The sequence below is a fragment of the Alkalibacterium pelagium genome (genome assembly GCF_900109325.1).
Classification (GTDB): Bacteria; Bacillota; Bacilli; order Lactobacillales; family Carnobacteriaceae_A; genus Alkalibacterium; species Alkalibacterium pelagium.
The window spans coordinates 114950-132521 of the sequence record NZ_FNZU01000001.1; the positions used below are offsets into that span (position 1 = coordinate 114950).

Annotated in this window: 16 protein-coding genes; 14 read left to right on the forward strand and 2 right to left on the reverse strand. The window is 43.2% G+C overall.

The features are described from left to right. Positions 1-2: 2 nt before the first annotated feature. The 6 genes from BMX79_RS00565 (at position 3) to BMX79_RS00590 (ending at position 7401) form a co-directional block, all read left to right on the forward strand. Positions 3-1127: a cation diffusion facilitator family transporter gene (locus BMX79_RS00565; protein ID WP_170230931.1), complete on the forward strand. Its 1125-nt coding sequence runs from the start codon at positions 3-5 to the stop codon at positions 1125-1127. Between the two features lie 69 nt (positions 1128-1196). Then, positions 1197-1862 carry an HD domain-containing protein gene (locus BMX79_RS00570; protein WP_091478241.1) on the forward strand — a complete coding sequence of 222 codons (666 nt, stop codon included), beginning with the start codon at positions 1197-1199 and terminating at the stop codon, positions 1860-1862. 160 nt (positions 1863-2022) lie between these two features. Next, the gene (uvrA, locus tag BMX79_RS00575) at positions 2023-4854 is read left to right on the forward strand and encodes an excinuclease ABC subunit UvrA (protein ID WP_091478242.1); all 2832 of its coding nucleotides are present in this window, start codon (positions 2023-2025) and stop codon (positions 4852-4854) included. Positions 4855-5035: 181 nt separating this feature from the next. After that, positions 5036-6742, forward strand: coding sequence for a daptomycin-sensing surface protein LiaX (gene liaX, locus BMX79_RS00580; RefSeq protein ID WP_170230930.1), 1707 nt, complete (start codon positions 5036-5038; stop codon positions 6740-6742). Positions 6743-6765: 23 nt separating this feature from the next. Beyond that, the gene (locus BMX79_RS00585; protein ID WP_091478244.1) at positions 6766-7068 is read left to right on the forward strand and encodes a PspC domain-containing protein; all 303 of its coding nucleotides are present in this window, start codon (positions 6766-6768) and stop codon (positions 7066-7068) included. A gap of 3 nt (positions 7069-7071) precedes the next feature. Then, positions 7072-7401: a phage holin family protein gene (locus BMX79_RS00590; protein WP_091478246.1), complete on the forward strand. Its 330-nt coding sequence runs from the start codon at positions 7072-7074 to the stop codon at positions 7399-7401. A 78-nt stretch (positions 7402-7479) separates the two neighbouring features. Here BMX79_RS00590 and BMX79_RS00595 read toward each other — a convergent pair whose 3' ends face one another. Together BMX79_RS00595 and BMX79_RS00600 are read right to left on the reverse strand one after the other, a co-directional pair. After that, a complete protein-coding gene (locus BMX79_RS00595; RefSeq protein WP_091478247.1) occupies positions 7480-8307 on the reverse strand; it encodes an ABC transporter permease in 828 nt (275 codons plus the stop codon). Positions 8308-8323: 16 nt separating this feature from the next. Beyond that, the gene (locus BMX79_RS00600) at positions 8324-9271 is read right to left on the reverse strand and encodes an ATP-binding cassette domain-containing protein (protein ID WP_091478249.1); all 948 of its coding nucleotides are present in this window, start codon (positions 9269-9271) and stop codon (positions 8324-8326) included. Between the two features lie 263 nt (positions 9272-9534). Between BMX79_RS00600 and BMX79_RS00605 the strand changes: the two genes are divergently transcribed. From BMX79_RS00605 to BMX79_RS00640, 8 genes are all read left to right on the forward strand, one after another. Then, positions 9535-10281 carry a MerR family transcriptional regulator gene (locus BMX79_RS00605; RefSeq protein WP_091478251.1) on the forward strand — a complete coding sequence of 249 codons (747 nt, stop codon included), beginning with the start codon at positions 9535-9537 and terminating at the stop codon, positions 10279-10281. A 172-nt stretch (positions 10282-10453) separates the two neighbouring features. Continuing rightward, entirely contained in the window at positions 10454-11407 is a 954-nt protein-coding gene (gene hprK / locus BMX79_RS00610) for an HPr(Ser) kinase/phosphatase (RefSeq protein ID WP_091478252.1), read from the forward strand. A gap of 13 nt (positions 11408-11420) precedes the next feature. Continuing rightward, positions 11421-12299, forward strand: a complete 879-nt coding sequence (lgt, locus tag BMX79_RS00615) for a prolipoprotein diacylglyceryl transferase (RefSeq protein WP_091478254.1) — start codon at positions 11421-11423, stop codon at positions 12297-12299. Positions 12300-12322: 23 nt separating this feature from the next. Further along, on the forward strand, positions 12323-13324 hold the full coding sequence (locus BMX79_RS00620) for an NAD(P)H-dependent glycerol-3-phosphate dehydrogenase (RefSeq protein ID WP_091478255.1): 1002 nt from the start codon (positions 12323-12325) through the stop codon (positions 13322-13324). A 48-nt stretch (positions 13325-13372) separates the two neighbouring features. Next, entirely contained in the window at positions 13373-14308 is a 936-nt protein-coding gene (galU, locus tag BMX79_RS00625; RefSeq protein WP_091478257.1) for a UTP--glucose-1-phosphate uridylyltransferase GalU, read from the forward strand. 195 nt (positions 14309-14503) lie between these two features. Beyond that, positions 14504-15457 carry a thioredoxin-disulfide reductase gene (gene trxB / locus BMX79_RS00630; RefSeq protein ID WP_091478259.1) on the forward strand — a complete coding sequence of 318 codons (954 nt, stop codon included), beginning with the start codon at positions 14504-14506 and terminating at the stop codon, positions 15455-15457. 157 nt (positions 15458-15614) lie between these two features. Then, positions 15615-17342: a phospho-sugar mutase gene (locus tag BMX79_RS00635; protein WP_091478260.1), complete on the forward strand. Its 1728-nt coding sequence runs from the start codon at positions 15615-15617 to the stop codon at positions 17340-17342. Between the two features lie 29 nt (positions 17343-17371). Then, positions 17372-17569 (forward strand): YgaP family membrane protein, encoded by a 198-nt coding sequence (locus BMX79_RS00640; RefSeq protein WP_091478262.1) that lies wholly within the window; start codon positions 17372-17374, stop codon positions 17567-17569. The last annotated feature ends 3 nt before the right edge of the window (positions 17570-17572 follow it).

Below are 17572 nucleotides of genomic sequence, written 5' to 3' on the forward strand. Positions count from 1 at the left end.
ATATGATCACGTATGAAATCAAAGGACTGCATTGCGGGAACTGCAGTACCGAACTGGAGACAAAGCTCAACGCGAGTCAGCACGATGCAGCAGTCAGGATTGATTATGACCACAGAGAGCTGACTATCGATGAAAGTAAAGCGGACCTTACTGCAATTTTTAAAATACTGGAGTTTAATAAATTGACATTAGTTGACAGTCATGAGAAGACTGATTCAAGTGGTCATCAGCATGGGCATGTTGGCCATGCTCATCATGGACTCACAGGTATGCAAAGTCAGTCAGCAACGACTAAAATCACGGTTGTGTTCTATTTGAACCTCATGTTTTCCATCCTTGAATTTATTTTTGGTTTTCTTTTTAACAGTATGGCCATCGTCAGTGATGCCGTTCATGATTTAGGTGATGCTTTGTCCGTTGGGGCAGCCGGGTATTTTGAAAGACTGTCAGGTAAAGAAGCTAACGACCAGTACAGTTTCGGCCATCAGCGCTTTTCCCTTCTTGGGGCTCTGCTCACCTCAGTTGTGCTGATTGGGGGATCTACGCTTGTTATCTTCCATTCTATTCCACGTATCTATTCACCGGAACCTGTCAATTATCAGGGGATGTTCTGGCTGGCAATAGCGGCAATTGGAGCAAACGGGTTTGCCGCCTGGCTAATGAGTAAAGGACACTCTCATAATGAATCCCTGATCAATCTGCACATGATTGAGGACTTACTGGGCTGGCTTGGGGTACTGGCAGTCAGCATTATCCTGCATTTTACTGACTGGTATTACCTTGATCCTCTTTTATCAGTAGCTGTCGCTCTCTTTATAATGGTCAAGACATGGCCTTTGTTCAAAGAGACGATTCAAGTCTTTCTGGAAGCTACACCTAAAAATATCTCCAGGCCGACAATTGAAGAGCTGCTCTTAAGTTCTGACGAGGTAACAAATATCAGTCACCTTCATATCTGGTCGATCGATGGGCGGGAACATGCAATGACAGTTACATTAAGTACAGGCTGCTCTGATCAGAAGCGACTCGAAGAGGTCAAGACGAGTATCAGACAGGAGCTGGTCAAGAAGAATATTACTCACAGCACAATCGAGTTTGTTTATGACCCAGCTGATATTTTGAAATAAAGATTTGAAAATGGCTGAGATAGTTGTTAGTATAAAGTAACTTTAGGCACAAACAGGGGGAGATACAGTATGGGAATGCATGAATATTTTAAAAGTTTAAGTGATCTGGAAAAAATATATCGCTGCCCGGGAAAGTTTAAGTTTGAGGAACATTCTGTTGCCTCGCATTCATTCAAAGTCACAAAAATTGCTCAGTTTCTGGGGACAGTAGAGGAATATCATGGCAATGAAATCAATTGGAAAGCCTTGTATGAAAAAGCATTAAATCACGACTACGCGGAGATCTTTATCGGGGACATCAAAACGCCGGTAAAATATGCTGATCCAGACTTAAGAGAGCGGCTGGCTAACGTAGAAGAATCGATGACGCATCATTTCATTGAGCAGGAAATTCCTAAAGAGTTTCAGGCGATATACTATGAGCGGCTGAAAGAAGGAAAAGATGATACCCTTGAAGGGAAAATTCTTTCAGTAGCTGATAAAGTCGATCTTTTATATGAATCGTTTGGAGAAATTCAGAAAGGTAATCCAGAGCACCTCTTTACCGAAATATATCAGGAGTCACTGGATACCATTCTTGAATTTAAAGATATGGAGTCTGTAAAATATATTCTGTCCGAAATTCTGCCTGACCTGCTAAGCGGGGAATTTACAAATCAGTCGGAACTTGAGAAGATTTCAGAAAAAATACTCAAGCACCACAATATAGAACAAACATTCGCTTTAGGAGAGTGAGTGTGATATACTATCAGAGTAATTTGAAGGAAAGGGTACGCTCTTTCCTTTTTATGTACCATTAAACCAAGTCAAATAGTCGAATATTCAGAGTGAAAAACGTACAATATAGATACCATAAGAGAGATAAACCAGATTAAAGGCAAAGGAAGGCAATAGAATGGCAAACGATAAAATAGAAGTGAGAGGCGCAAGATCGCATAATCTGAAAAATGTCGATGTGACGATTCCAAGAGATAAACTGGTTGTAATGACTGGGTTGTCCGGGTCAGGAAAGAGTTCATTGGCATTTGACACATTGTATGCAGAGGGACAAAGGCGCTATGTTGAGTCACTTTCTGCCTATGCTAGACAGTTTTTAGGTCAGATGGATAAACCGGACGTCGACAGCATAGAAGGGCTCAGTCCAGCAATTTCGATCGATCAGAAGACCACGAGTAACAATCCCCGTTCAACAGTAGGAACGGTTACTGAAATCAATGACTACCTGCGCCTGATGTATGCCCGTATAGGTAAGCCGATCTGTCCGAACGACGGCACTGAGATATCAAGTCAGTCCATCGAACAGATGGTGGATCGTATACTGGAGTATCCAGAACGCACACGTCTGCAGATCCTTTCACCGATCGTCAAAGAAAAAAAGGGACAGCATAAGAAAGTGCTAGAGAAAATAAAAAGCGAAGGGTATGTCCGCTTGAGAGTCGATAACGAAGTCATGGATATCGGTGATGAGATTGAACTGGATAAAAATAAAACGCATTCGATCGAAGTCATCATTGACCGTATCGTAGTAAAAGACGGTATCCGTTCCCGGCTGTTTGATTCGCTGGAAGCAGCTTTATCACTAGCGGATGGTTATGTCATAGCTGACATTATTGATCAAGAAGAAATCCTGTTCAGTGAGCACTATGCCTGCCCGGTCTGCGGATTTACACTACCTCCATTAGAGCCACGTCTTTTCTCCTTCAATGCACCATTTGGAGCCTGCTCTGAATGTGACGGACTCGGCACGAAACTTGAAGTAGATGTCGATCTTGTGATTCCGGACAGAAGCTTGTCGCTGGATGACGGAGCGATCCTCCCATGGCAGCCGATCAGTTCCAATTACTACCCTCAGATGCTGTCTCAAGCATGTGATGCTTTTGACATTGATACAACTGTGCCTTTTGAGGATCTGCCTAAGAAAAAACAGAATATCGTATTGAATGGATCAGGCAACAAGAAATTCCATTTTCACTATAAAAATGATTTTGGAAGTGTAAGAGACACAATGATTCCCTTTGAAGGGGTGCTGAATAACATCTCAAGACGCTACCATGAAACGAACAGCGATTTTACTCGTAATCAGATGCAACAGTATATGACAGAACTGGAATGTCATGTCTGTCATGGCAAACGTCTTAATAGAGAAGCTCTGTCTGTTAAGGTCCGAGGAGAAGATATTGGAGACATCAGCGGCTATTCAGTTGAAAAAGCACACAATTTTTTTGACGAGCTGTCTCTTTCTGACACAGATACGACAATCGCTGCCCCAATTAAAAAAGAAATCAAGGACCGGTTGTCCTTCCTTCGTAATGTCGGTCTGGATTACCTGACTTTGAACCGAAAAGCAGGAACTCTGTCAGGTGGAGAGGCCCAGCGAATTCGTCTGGCTACACAAATTGGGTCAAATTTGTCCGGCGTCCTCTATATTCTTGACGAACCTTCCATTGGGCTGCATCAGAGGGACAATAACCGGCTGATTGATTCCCTTAAAAAAATGAGAGATCTTGGTAACACCCTGGTTGTCGTGGAACATGACGAAGATACTATGCGAGCAGCTGACTATCTGATTGACATTGGTCCCGGTGCCGGAGAAAACGGGGGAGAAGTAGTTGCTATGGGTACGCCCGAAGAAATCGAACAGCATCCTGATTCTATTACTGGGGCGTATCTATCCGGTAAGAAAGCTATCCCTGTTCCTGCCGAACGACGACATGAAGACCATGGATCAATCGAAATTAAAGGAGCAGCCGAAAACAACTTGAAAGATGTGGATGTCACTTTCCCTTTAGGCCGATTTACAGCTGTCACCGGTGTATCCGGATCAGGTAAAAGTTCATTGGTCAATGAAATACTGAAAAAGGCTCTGGCACGTGAAGTAGGGCGTTCCAAAGCCCGTCCTGGTAAATATAAGTCGATCAAAGGATATGAACAGCTTGAAAAAGTCATCGATATCGATCAGAGTCCGATCGGAAGAACGCCTAGAAGTAACCCGGCAACCTATACGAGTGTATTCGATGATATCAGAGATTTGTTTGCCAAAACGAATGAAGCCAAGATGCGTGGATACAAAAAAGGACGCTTCAGCTTCAACGTCAAGGGCGGACGCTGTGAGGCGTGCAGAGGAGATGGCATATTAAAAATCGAGATGCATTTCCTGCCTGATGTATATGTCCCGTGCGAAATCTGTCACGGCACACGCTACAACTCAGAAACACTTGAAATAAAATATAAAGGAAAGAATATCTCAGAAGTGCTCGGCATGACGATCGAAGAAGCTGTCGACTTTTTCTCTAATATTCCCAAAATCGAGCGGAAACTCCAGACGATTATTGATGTCGGCTTAGGTTATATGACTCTTGGGCAGCCCGCTACGACATTATCAGGAGGAGAAGCTCAGAGAATGAAGCTGGCCAGTGAGCTGCACAAACGTCAGAATGGCCACAACTTCTATATTCTAGATGAGCCGACGACAGGCCTGCATGCCGATGATATTGCCCGTCTGCTGGAAGTTCTCGACCGACTGGTTGAAGCAGGAAATACCGTTCTTGTTATCGAACACAACCTTGATGTCATCAAAGTCGCTGATCATATTATAGATCTGGGACCTGAAGGAGGAGCTGGCGGCGGCACGATCATCGCAACCGGAACTCCTGAGGAAATCGCAGAGTGTGAAAACAGTTATACGGGTCACTTCCTGAAATCAATTCTGGAGAAAGTCCCGCATTAAATGAGTCTATAAAACCTGTCTTTTAATTAAGGCGGGTTTTTATGTCTGTTATTAGTGGTCAAAAATCAGTCGTAAGACCTATGACAAATCAGCTTTATTCAGTCATAATGTAAGTTAGATAGGAAGCTAATATAGACTTGGATAAAATTAAATGAGGATGAACCATATAGGAGGGTGTACCATGAATGAAAGAGAACGTATACTTGAGTTGATGAAAAAAGGAATTATTTCAACTGAAGAAGGATTGGATCTTCTGGAATCACTTGCCAAGAAAGATGCCAGAAAAGAAGATGCAGCGGCATTCAATACAGACGAACAGACCGACGATGAAGATGTACGCACTGAAGAAGTGAAAGAAGATGACAGCAGAGAGAAGCAGAAAGAAGCAGAAGCTTCACTTGAACAGCTGGTTTCTGAAATCAATCAGTACTCTGTAGAGCTAGATACGATCAATGAAAACCTGGCAAATAGAAAAAAATCTCTTGAGTTGAAGAAAGAAGAACTTGAAGGACTTAAAGAGTCAGGAAGAAAAACCGTTCAGGACGAAAAAGACAGAATTATTGAAAAAATCAGAGCCATCCAGAAAGAACTTGAACTGATCAAACAGCTGGATGATGTAGACACCACTGATGAAATCGTCACGTTAAGAGAAGAAATCAGTGACCTAGATGAACAGTTGTCTGATGTAGAAGAACTGGAGTCTGAGAAAGATGATGAAGCGGTCGAGCACCTTCTTGATGATATAGAAGAACTTGAGGAAGAAGTCAGTGATCTGGCTGCTCAGAAAGCTGAACTCATGAAGAAACTCCACCGCAGTAAGATGAAGCAGTGGACGCTGAAAGCTAAACAGGCAACTTCACAATTCGAGCTTCCTGAAGACTGGGAGAAAAAAGCGACCGAAGAATTGTCCAAAGCTGGAGAAAAACTGGACGCTGCAGGTAAAGAGTGGTCTAAGATCATCAAGACTAAAGTGGATCAGGCATCTAAAAGTGATGTGTCTGAAACGATTCGTACGAATATTGAGCAGGCCATGAGTCATTTCGACTGGAAAGACATCAACTTGAAAATCCCATCTTTAAGCACAAGAGAATTTACTAAAGAATGGCAGTACGATGCAACATCAGCGACTATTCTTGATTTCAAGCTGGCAAATGGTAAGCTTGTTCTGAAACCAAGCCAGGGAGACACGATGTCATTCAAGGCAAAAGGTAAATTATATGGTAAAATGGATGAAGATTCACCTGAAGAATCGTTTGATGCCAGAAGCACATTGACGATCGACGAAGACAAACTGTTGTGTCATATGCCTAACAAACGGGTCTATGTTGAACTGGAAGTGACTTTACCGCAGAGAACGTACGATTATATTTCAATTACTATGCTGAATGGTAAACTGTCTCTTAAAGATATAGAGGCAAAAGATGTATTTGCAAAATCTACTAATGGCTCACTTACCTTCGAAGGATTGTCTGCAACCATGCTTGAAGCTAAAGGGTCGAACGGACAGATCACTATCAGTCAGGCAGACTTAAGAGATGTCCTCGCAAGTTCAGTGAATGGATCGATCGTCTTTGATGGGAAAACTGAAAGTGCTGATTTCACTACAACAAATGGAGAGATCAAAGTCACATTATCAGATGAAAAAGTCGTCAGAGTGAATGCGACCACAGTCAACGGCAACGTCAAAATGGCTCTTCCAAAAGAACGGGCTATTGAAGGAAAAGCTAAAACAACTTTCGGGAAAGTGAAAAGCCGCTTGTCAGACACTGAACCGATGGAAAAAGTCGAGCATACGATGCATGTCAAACGTGTTACAGGGGATACCCCAATGAGCTTTTACGCAGGGACGACAACAGGAAATATTTTAATTAAAGATACAGATAAATAATTGTACGGAAAGAGGAGTGTAAAATGAATAAGTTATCAAAATCAAAAGACAATGCAGTCATATTTGGTGTGCTGGGTGGTTTGGGTGAGTACTTTAACATCGATCCTGTTCTTCTAAGAGTGATCGTCGTTGTTGCTACATTTATCGGCGTAGGGTCTACTGTACCGATATACCTCCTTTTAGCACTTGTCATGCCGGAAAGTGATGATCAGACAACTAAACCAGCTTCTAACAAGAAAAAAGCTTCTCCTTTCGGTGGCGACTCAGACAAACCGAAACGTAAAGAAGCCGAAAAGCTAGAAGAAGACGACTGGAGTGACTTTTAATCTATGAAATGGTGGCAGCGTATTTTAGCTAATACTCTCATATTTTTGGCACTGGCAGGATTCCTCCAGGGGTTTCAAATCGATTCATGGGTGACTGCCCTTGTAGCAGCTGTAGTTTTTGGTGTTCTTAATGTTATAGTCAAGCCTCTACTGGTAATACTGTCATTACCCATAACTGTCATGACGCTGGGCTTGTTCTATTTCATAATTAACGGCTTGATGCTATGGTTCACGGCCGCACTAGTAAGTGGCTTTGCTTTCAGTTCCTTTACACTGGCTCTAATTGTTGCCCTTGTGGTGTCAGGACTCAATGCGTATTTCAATAATGCATGATAAAAAAGCTGATCGGCATAAATGCTGATCAGCTTTTTTGCGTGGAAATACTTATAATACGAGCAGGGCACAGGTTTGCTAGTTTTTACTTTTGTACAGATACATTGTCAAAGGGCCGAATATGGCTAACAGAACACCTGCAGATACCAGAGTCCACATTATTTCTGTCCCGACAGTATACCCGTGCATCAAGCCTCTTACTGAATCCACCAACATGGAAATGGGATTGACGCTTACAAATACTTCCAGTACTCTAGGCATGGTTTCAGGATCTACAAACGCACTGCTGAGGAATGTCAAAGGGAATATAATCATCATCGAGGTAGCCATTAAGGCATTCTCAGATTCCATGATGAGAGCTAGTACGGTCCATATCCACGACAGGCTGAAGGAAAAGATCAGGAGAAGGCCGACAGCAGAGACAAGCCCTATAAGTGTACCTTGAGGACGAAATCCCAGAATCATTGCAAAACCTATCATGATGAGACAGGCAATGCTGTACCTCAGCACATCAAAAGTCATTGATCCTACTAGGGATGAGGGAGACCAGATGGGTAAAGTACGCTGACGGTCAAAAAAACCTTTCTGCAGATCCTTATTTAAGTCCAGACCGGTATACATTGTAATCTGAATAACCGTCTGTACTAGAATTCCTGGAAGAATAAACTGTAAATAGTCCTGAACTGAACCTGCTATTGCTCCACCAAAAAGATAGGTGAACATTATCAGAAAAAGAATAGGCATGGCAGTGATGTCCATAAGGGCCATGGGTGTATGTTTAGTCTTGAGTAACGATCGCATAGCAAAAGTGCCGACAGACGACAGTGCGTGTGGCGGGGTTGGACGATGTGATGAGATGATCGTCTGCTGAAGATTATCTTTTGATTTATTCTGATTGATTTCCATTTTAAGTTCCTCCTTCTTATTCCTCGTCATCAGTTAAAGCTAAGAAAACTTCATCTAAACTCGGCTGGCTTAGGGAAAAAGTCACCAGCTCAATGCCTTCAGATTCCAGATTGTTCAGTGCTTTTAATGCTTCTGATGAGCTGCTGACGTTAACTATAATTTCAGATTCTCTGGATGATCTGCGGATTAAAGCATAAAACCTCGTTTCCAGCACTTTTTCTGCTTGTTCGATATCTGTTTTATTTTTAAGAGTAATATGAAGCATGCCTGATCCTACTGAAGCTTTCAGTTCGGAGGGTGTCCCTTCAGCAATGACCGCTCCTTTATTAATGACAGCTATACGGTCAGCTAGCTGATCGGCTTCATCAAGATACTGAGTTGTCAGCAGAACAGTTGTGCCGGCTTTAGTCAGTGCCCGAACGACTTCCCAGACCTGGTTTCTGCTTCGAGGATCCAGGCCAGTTGTCGGCTCATCCAGAAACAGGAGGTCCGGAGTGATAACGATACTGGCAGCAATATCTAGTCTACGTCGCATCCCTCCAGAATAATTTTTGGCCTGCTTACTTGCTGCATCTGACAGGCCGAATGCTTCCAGCAATTCAGCTGCCCTCTGTTTGGCCTCTTTTCTTTTGAAGCCCATTAATCTGCATATCATGACTAAATTTTCAGTTCCCGTCAAATCTTCGTCAATGGACGCATGCTGCCCAGTCAGAGCAATACGAGGACGGATTTTTTTAGGTTCTTTAGTTACATCATATCCGAAAATATGCGCCTCGCCTTCATCAATTTTCAATAATGTAGTGAGCATGCGAACGGTTGTCGTCTTTCCTGCTCCGTTAGGGCCTAAAAAGCCATAAACAGTTCCTTTTTCGATAGCCAGGTCAATGCTGTCCACTGCTGTAAAGGATCCAAACTGCTTTACTAGACCCTTTGTTCTGACTGCCAGATCGATTGTCTGATCCATCTCTACCACTCTCCTTTTTTGTTGAAGACAGATACTGATAATGATTTTAAAGTGATCAGCTGCCTTTTCAGCCTTCTCTACTAGTGTACTACATTGATGCAAGTTGTAAGGTGTAAAAAAGTAAAAGCTGTGACTACAGGCTCATAAATACTTAAATTTACTATGTACTTTAATCTTTAACTTTATATTAGTGTATACTGAAATGGTCAGAGCGAGTCAAATAATGACTAGCCCAGTGTACTTGTAACTAGGGAGGACAGACAATGAGAGGCATAGACATTGCCAGAATTTGCGTTATATCTACCAGCACGTTGAAACACTATGAAGAGTGGGGACTAGTTCCTGAGATCCCAAGAACTGAAAGTGGGCATCGTCAATACTCAGATACTCACCTCAGTTATTTCAAAAGCATAGTCAAGTTGAATATCGGATACGGAATGGGGTTATTCAAAGAAATCATGCCTCTGATACAGCAGAAGGAGTTTCTAAAGGCGCTCTGGATAGTTAACGCTTCACAGGCTGATCTTCAGAAAGAAAGAATTCAAGCTGAACAGGTCATTACTATGCTGGAAACAGAAGAGGTAGAATGGATCGATCAGATGAAACATAAGAATGTGACCTATACTATCGGAGAAGTTGCTGAAATAGCGGGAGTAAGAACATCTGCCATACGTCACTGGGAAAAAGAGCAGTTAATCATACCTACACGTGATTCAAGAAGCGGGTACCGTCTGTACACTCAAGCAGAAATAAAGCGTGTCATGATTATAAGAACGGTATCGCGAGCAGCATGGTCATTGGATATTGTCAGGGAAGTACTTGAAGGGACAGATGTTGAGAATCTTAGACGTACAAAGGAACTGGCAGTTGAATCACTGACTTATATCGATCAGTCACTCATTGACGGCATGAAAGCTATAGCGGAACTGACATTGCTGATTGACAGCCTAGCAGAACCTGGTGATGAGTGGACGGCTGAGAACTTAGGAAGCTATGCGTACTTCAGATAATAGGTCGCAGAGGAGACAGGAGAGCAGGATGTTTCCTGACAAAAATCGAGGGGAAAGATGAAGGGGTAAAAAGCGATAATCCAATCGCAGTTCGGATAGGTTCGACCTATAAAGCCTTCTCTAAATATGATATGATAAAGTCATGTTTGATAAATTGCAAAGGAGCTAAACTATGACTACTGCAGTAGTAAAAATTCACGAGCTAGTAGATGCGATGGACGATATCACCGTTGTCGTCGGTGAAGAGCATCTAGATAGAGAAATCACAATCAGTGATCTGTCCCGTCCGGCCCTTGAGCTGACAGGGTATTTCAGCTTTTATCCACAAAATAGAATGCAGCTGCTAGGCAAAACTGAATTGTCATTTGCAGAGCGTATGACAAGTGATGAGCGTTATATTGTCATGAAGAGAATGTGCCAGGCCGATACACCTGCATTCCTCGTATCGAGAAATCAGGAACCGCCTCAGGAACTGATCAAGGCAGCTGAAGAAAAAGGTATTCCTGTTCTGTTATCTAAACGTTCAACAACCAGACTGTCTTCAAATGTTACGAATTTCCTGGAAGAGAGACTGGCTGAGCGTATTTCTCAGCATGGTGTCTTAGTCGACATCTACGGGATGGGTGTCCTGATCATCGGAGACTCTGGTATAGGAAAATCTGAGACGGCACTTGAACTGATCCAGCGTGGGCATCGCCTCGTTGCTGACGACAGAGTCGAACTTTACATGATGGATGAGCGCCGGATCATAGGAGAACCGCCTGAAATCTTAAGACATCTGATCGAAATCAGAGGGATCGGTGTTATCGATGTAGTCAATCTGTTTGGAGTAGGATCGATCCGTTCCAAGAAAACAGTAGATCTGGTCATCAACCTGGAACATTGGGACAAGAACCGCCAGTACGATCGTCTAGGACACAATCTTGACAATATGCGTTTCTTTAATGTCGATATTCCAAAACTGTCGATTCCAGTGAAAGTTGGGCGTAACCTATCTATCATTATTGAAATAGCCACGATGAATATTCGTGCTAAAGAAATGGGTTATGATGCGACTAAGACATTCGAAACGAACCTGAATAATCTGATTCAGCAGAACACTCTGGATAATCAGCAGAATAATTAATGGAGGAAATTGTATGAACAGTATTATAAGTAGCGTAGATCCTATCGCATTTCGTCTCGGCCCATTAGAAGTGGCCTGGTACGGCATTATCATTGTGACGGGGATGTTTGCGGCAGTCTGGCTGAGCATGAAAGAATCGGGTAGAAGAGGCATCGAAGAAGATTTTATTGTCGATATGGCCTTCTGGATCATTCCTGCCGGTATAATTGGAGCACGGTTGTATTATGTGCTATTCGAACTTCAGACCTACCTCGCCGATCCAATCAGGATCTTTTACTTCTGGGAAGGTGGGCTTGCTATATATGGCGGTCTGATTCTCGGTTTTATTACACTATACTGGTACGCGAACAAGCGGAACGTTCCTTTATGGTTGCTGGTTGATATTCTCGCCCCTCACGTTATGCTAGCACAGGCAATCGGCCGCTGGGGCAATTTCATCAACCAGGAGGCTCACGGAACAGAAGTCACACGACAGTTTCTGGAAAGGCTGCAGCTTCCTGATTTTATCATTAACCAGATGAACATCGACGGCAGTTACTATCACCCGACGTTCCTTTATGAGTCCGTTTGGAATCTGATCGGCTTTGCCATTCTTATGACTCTGCGAGCTAAAACGAAACTGTTCAGACGTGGAGAAGTGTTCTTCAGCTACCTCATATGGTACGGATTCGGTCGTTTCTTTATCGAAGGTCTGCGTACAGACAGTTTATATATTGGTGGAGGACTGAGAGTATCACAAGTACTTTCACTTGTGCTGTTCGTTGTCGGTATTGGACTGATCATCTACAGAAGATTATATGTCTACCCGACACCGCCTTATTATGCGGTCGGTATCGAACCTGAAAAGATATTTGAAGAGAAGCGCCGGAAATATGAGAAAAGTAAGAAGTAAGTCATGAGTGAGGAGAGAAAGCAGTGAACAAGACGATTGCTGTACTAGGAGCAGGATCCTGGGGAAGTGCCCTGGCTACTGTCCTCTTTGAGAACGGACATGACGTCAGACTCTGGACAAGAGACCCTCATCAGGCAGAAGAAATTACCCGGAACCATACAAATAAACACTACCTTCCAGAATTCACATTTCCTGAAGGAGTTACGGCTAGCATTGACCTGAAAGAAGTGATAGCAGATGCAGATATCATTCTGTTTGTCATTCCGACAAAGGGGATCCGACAGACTGCAGAACAGGTCAATGCACTTCTCGACCATAAAGTGACGGTGGTCCATGCTTCAAAAGGACTAGAGGCCGACACACATAAACGTATATCGACCATACTTGAAGAAGAGATTGAGCCTGACCGGATGACCGGTATTGTAGCCCTGTCCGGGCCCAGCCATGCAGAGGAAGTCGTAGCGAAAGATCTGACGACTATTACGGCCGCATCTGAAAATATAGAAGCAGCCAGACTGACTCAGAATATATTTTTAAATGATTACTTCAGAGTTTACACAAATGAAGATATCATAGGAGTGGAAATCGGAGCGGCATTGAAGAATATCATTGCTTTGGGAGCAGGAGTGATTGCAGGCCTGGGCTTTGGTGACAATGCCAAGGCCGGTCTAGTGACACGAGGCCTTGCTGAAATCAGCAGACTGGGGATAGAGCTGGGCGCAGACCCATTGACATTTATGGGATTGAGCGGAGTTGGAGACCTTATCGTCACTTGCACGAGCCCACATTCCAGAAACTGGCGCGCAGGCTATCAGATCGGTAAAGGTAAAAAGGTGGAAACAATTCTTGATGAAATGGGCATGGTTGTTGAAGGAATCTCCACCACCAAGGCAGCATATGAACTGGCTCAAGAGTTCAATATTGAAATGCCGATCACGGAAGCTATTTATAACGTCGTTTACAATGACTCTGATGTGAAATATGTTATACTTAATCTAATGCAGCGTGAAGGAAAGTCTGAATAAATTAATGTTGAAAGCGCGTATACTTAAGATAAGAAGGAGTAGAGAAGTATGCAGAAAGTAAGAAAAGCCATTATTCCAGCAGCGGGATACGGCACACGGTTTTTACCTGCAACAAAGGCTATGCCAAAAGAGATGATTCCAATTGTGGACAAACCGACGATTCAGTTTATCGTAGAGGAAGCTATCGCATCTGGAATCGAAGATATTCTGATTATTACGGGTAAATTGAAGCGCCCCATCGAAGATCACTTTGATTCTAACCCGGAGCTGGAAGAGAATCTTCGAGCAAAAGGAAAAGATGAACTGCTGGAACTAGTTGAAGAAACAACTGGACTGAACCTGTATTTTGCCAGACAGGCGTATCCTTTGGGACTGGGTCATGCAGTTCTTCAAGCGAAAGCTTTTGTAGGCAACGAACCTTTTGTCATTATGCTGGGAGACGATGTCATGGCTGATGAAGTGCCTTTGACTAAGCAGCTGATCGAGGGATATGAGAAGACTCATGCCTCAAATATTGCTGTAATGAAAGTGCCGCACGAAGAAACATCCAGTTACGGTATCATCGATCCTGAAGCTGAGGCAGGGGAAGGTTTATACAACGTACGCAAGTTTGTTGAAAAACCTGATCCGGATGAAGCGCCCAGTGATCTGGCGATTATCGGCCGTTATCTGATGACCCCGGAGATTTTTGATATCCTTGAAAATCTTGAGCCTGGAAAAGGTGGAGAAATCCAGCTCACCGATGCGATCGATATACTGAATAAGACACAGCGCGTGTTTGCCAAGGAATTCAAAGGTGAACGTTACGATGTTGGAGACAAGTTCGGGTTCCTGAAAACAACAATTCAATATGGTTTGAAACATCCTCAAGTGAAAGACAACTTAAGACAGTACATTGTTGACCTTGCTAAAGATCTTGAGAATGGCAGCGTAGATAATAAGATGGATGCAGAAGCTCATGAACTTGAGCATGCAAAAGAGTAAAGCAGACAGAAGACGATAGTCAAGTCAGGCTCCTTTTATAGTAAACAGAAGAGCTTTAACTGTTTATTGTAAGGGGAGTTTTGCTCTTGACTTATTGTTTATATCTAGTATACTTATAAAGGAAGTAATTAACTTACAAAAAGTAAGTAGGAATGATTCAAGTCATCGAATAATGTCTTCAAGGAGGCTCGCATAATGGAAGAAGAAAAACAAGTGTATGATGTCATCGTGATTGGAGCTGGCCCTGGTGGGTTGACGGCAGCCTTATATGCCTCCCGATCAAACCTGTCTACTCTAATTCTTGAAAAAGGAATACCAGGCGGACAGATGAACAATACCGCTGAAATAGAAAACTACTCCGGCTTCAGCAGTATCATGGGACCGGATTTATCAATGAAAATGTACGAAGGTGCAAAACAGTTCGGTGCCGAGCATGTGTACGGCGACGTAAAAGAAATCATCGATCATACAACGGAAAAAGAACTGGTTGTCAGTAACAAGTCTTATTTTGCTAAATCTGTCATCATCGCAACTGGTGCAGAGCACAAGAAACTTGGAGTACCAGGTGAGGCTGAGTACAATGGGAAAGGTGTATCTTATTGTGCCGTCTGTGACGGAGCATTCTTTAGAGACAAGCATGTAGTGGTTGTCGGCGGAGGAGATTCTGCCGTTGAAGAAGGCACGTATCTGACTCAATTCGCCAGCAAAGTGACAATCGTGCATCGACGCGACGAATTGAGAGCACAGAAAATCCTTCAGGACCGAGCATTTAAAAATGATAAGATCGATTTTATCTGGGATTCTGTAGTTGAGGAAATCGAAGGCGACGACAAAGTAACAGGTGTTCAGCTGAAAAACGTCAGAACTGGTGATGTGTCCACGCTTGCTGCTGAAGGGGTCTTTATTTATATCGGCCTTCTGCCTAATTCCGACAGTTTCACTAATCTGCCGATCACTAACGAGGAAGGCTGGATCGAAACAGACAGTCAGATGATGACTGCCGTTCCTGGTATCTTTGCTATCGGAGACGTAAGAGATACTGTGCTGAGACAAGTGGCTACAGCGGTGGGAGATGGATCTGTAGCAGGAAATGCAGCTTATCAGTATGTTGAAGAACTGAATGAAAAGATGGAACAGCAGCACGCATAATTTAATAAGAAGATGAAGCAGAGCCAGGAATAACGCATTTCGGGCTCTGTTTTTGTTCCAACGTGTATACTTTTTTCATGCAAGATTTCAGTAAAAATGTTACAATGGAAAAAGAAAAGAAAGCGGATAATTAATCATGCAGAAAAGAGGGTATATAATGGAATGGAAAGACACATACGAAACATGGCTTGATTTTGATGACTTGGATGAACAGGTGAGATCAGACCTTGAAAAGAACAAAGATGACGAATCAGCATTGGAGGAGGCTTTTTACACTTCTCTGGAATTTGGAACAGCAGGCATGCGTGGGATCATTGGAGCTGGAACGAATCGAATGAACTATTACACTGTGCGTCAGGCAACTGAAGGACTCGCCCTGTTTCTGGAGAGTCAGGGAAGAGAGTTTGCAGAACGCGGCGTTGCGATTGCTTATGATTCACGTCATATGTCAAAAGAATTCGCACTGGAGTCTGCCAAGACATTAGCTGCGCATAACATTAAAGCTTATGTTTTTGAAGACCTTCGTCCGACGCCTGAACTGTCATTTGCCGTTCGCCATTTCAAAGCAGCAGCAGGAATCATGATCACTGCAAGTCACAATCCACCTGAGTATAATGGGTACAAGGTATATGGAGAAGATGGAGGCCAGCTGCCACCTAAAGAAGCCGATGAGCTGACCGACTATGTCAGAAGTGTCACCGATATTTTGTCTATAGACACACTTACCGAAGACGAAGCAAAAGAAAAAGGACTGCTCAAAATCGTCGGTAAAGATGTCGACCGTGTGTACTTAGATTATTTAAGAACAGTGACAATCGATCAGGAACTGGCAGATCGTCAGGGACGCCACATTAAAATCGTCTTTACTCCTCTTCACGGAACAGGAAAAATGCTCGGAGTCAAAGCACTTGAACAGGCTGGATTCAAGAAAGTATCTCTAGTCGAAGAGCAAGCGGAAGCCGACCCGGATTTCTCGACTGTAAAATCACCGAATCCTGAAGATCCTGAAGCCTTTAAACTGGCTATCGAACAAGGTAAAAAAGAAGATGCAGATGTGCTGATAGCAACTGATCCCGACGCAGATCGTCTGGGGATGGCTGTCAAGACTTCAGATGGACATTACGAAGTACTCAGCGGAAACCAGATTGCGAGTCTGATGATTGAGTATATCCTTAAGGCTCATACTAAAAAAGGAACACTCCCTGCTAACAGCGTGATCATCAAATCGATTGTTTCCAGTGAACTCCCATCTGTCATAGCTGACAAGTATGGAGTGGAATCTGTCAATGTGCTTACTGGATTCAAGTTTATTGCAGAAAAAATCAAGCAGTACGAAACGAGCCATAGTCATACGTTCATGTTCGGATTTGAGGAAAGCTACGGGTATCTCGTCCAGCCGTTTGTCAGAGACAAAGATGCCATCCAGGCTCTAGTTATGGTCGCTGAAATGGCTGCACATTATAAAGAAGAAGGCTTCAGCTGTTTTGATGCCCTGCATGACTTGTATCATCAGTATGGACATTTCAAAGAAAAGACCATATCCATCAAGATGGAAGGGATGGAAGGCACCAAGAAAATTAATAATCTTATGAATGCTCTGAGAAACCAAGCTCCATCTCAGTTTGGTGATATCAAAGTCTGCAAAGTGGAAGACTTCCAGGAACAGACAGTAAAAACTAAGACTGGTGAAGACGCAATTGATCTGCCAAAAGCCAATGTTTTGAAATACACGCTGGCTGATGGAAGCTGGATCGCAGCTAGACCATCAGGAACAGAACCTAAAATCAAGTTTTATATTTCAGCACAGGATGACTCTGGCGTAGTTGTAGAAGAGAAAATCTCATCGTTCGAAGCAGATATTAAATCAATCATTGATGCAAATTAAGGGCTGATTGTTTAGGGGGGTGATAAAAAATGAAAAAGAATGTCGGGAAAACTGACCGTACGATTCGTCTCATTTTAGCTGTCGCAGTCTTTCCTATGCTGTTCGTTTTAGATGGACCGGCAAGATTTATGGGACTGGCTTTTCTCCCGCTTTTAGGGACTGCGCTCACCCGCCGTTGTGGGGCCTACGCTTTGATTGGGACCAGTACATGTGAAAGAGAAAGTTAAACT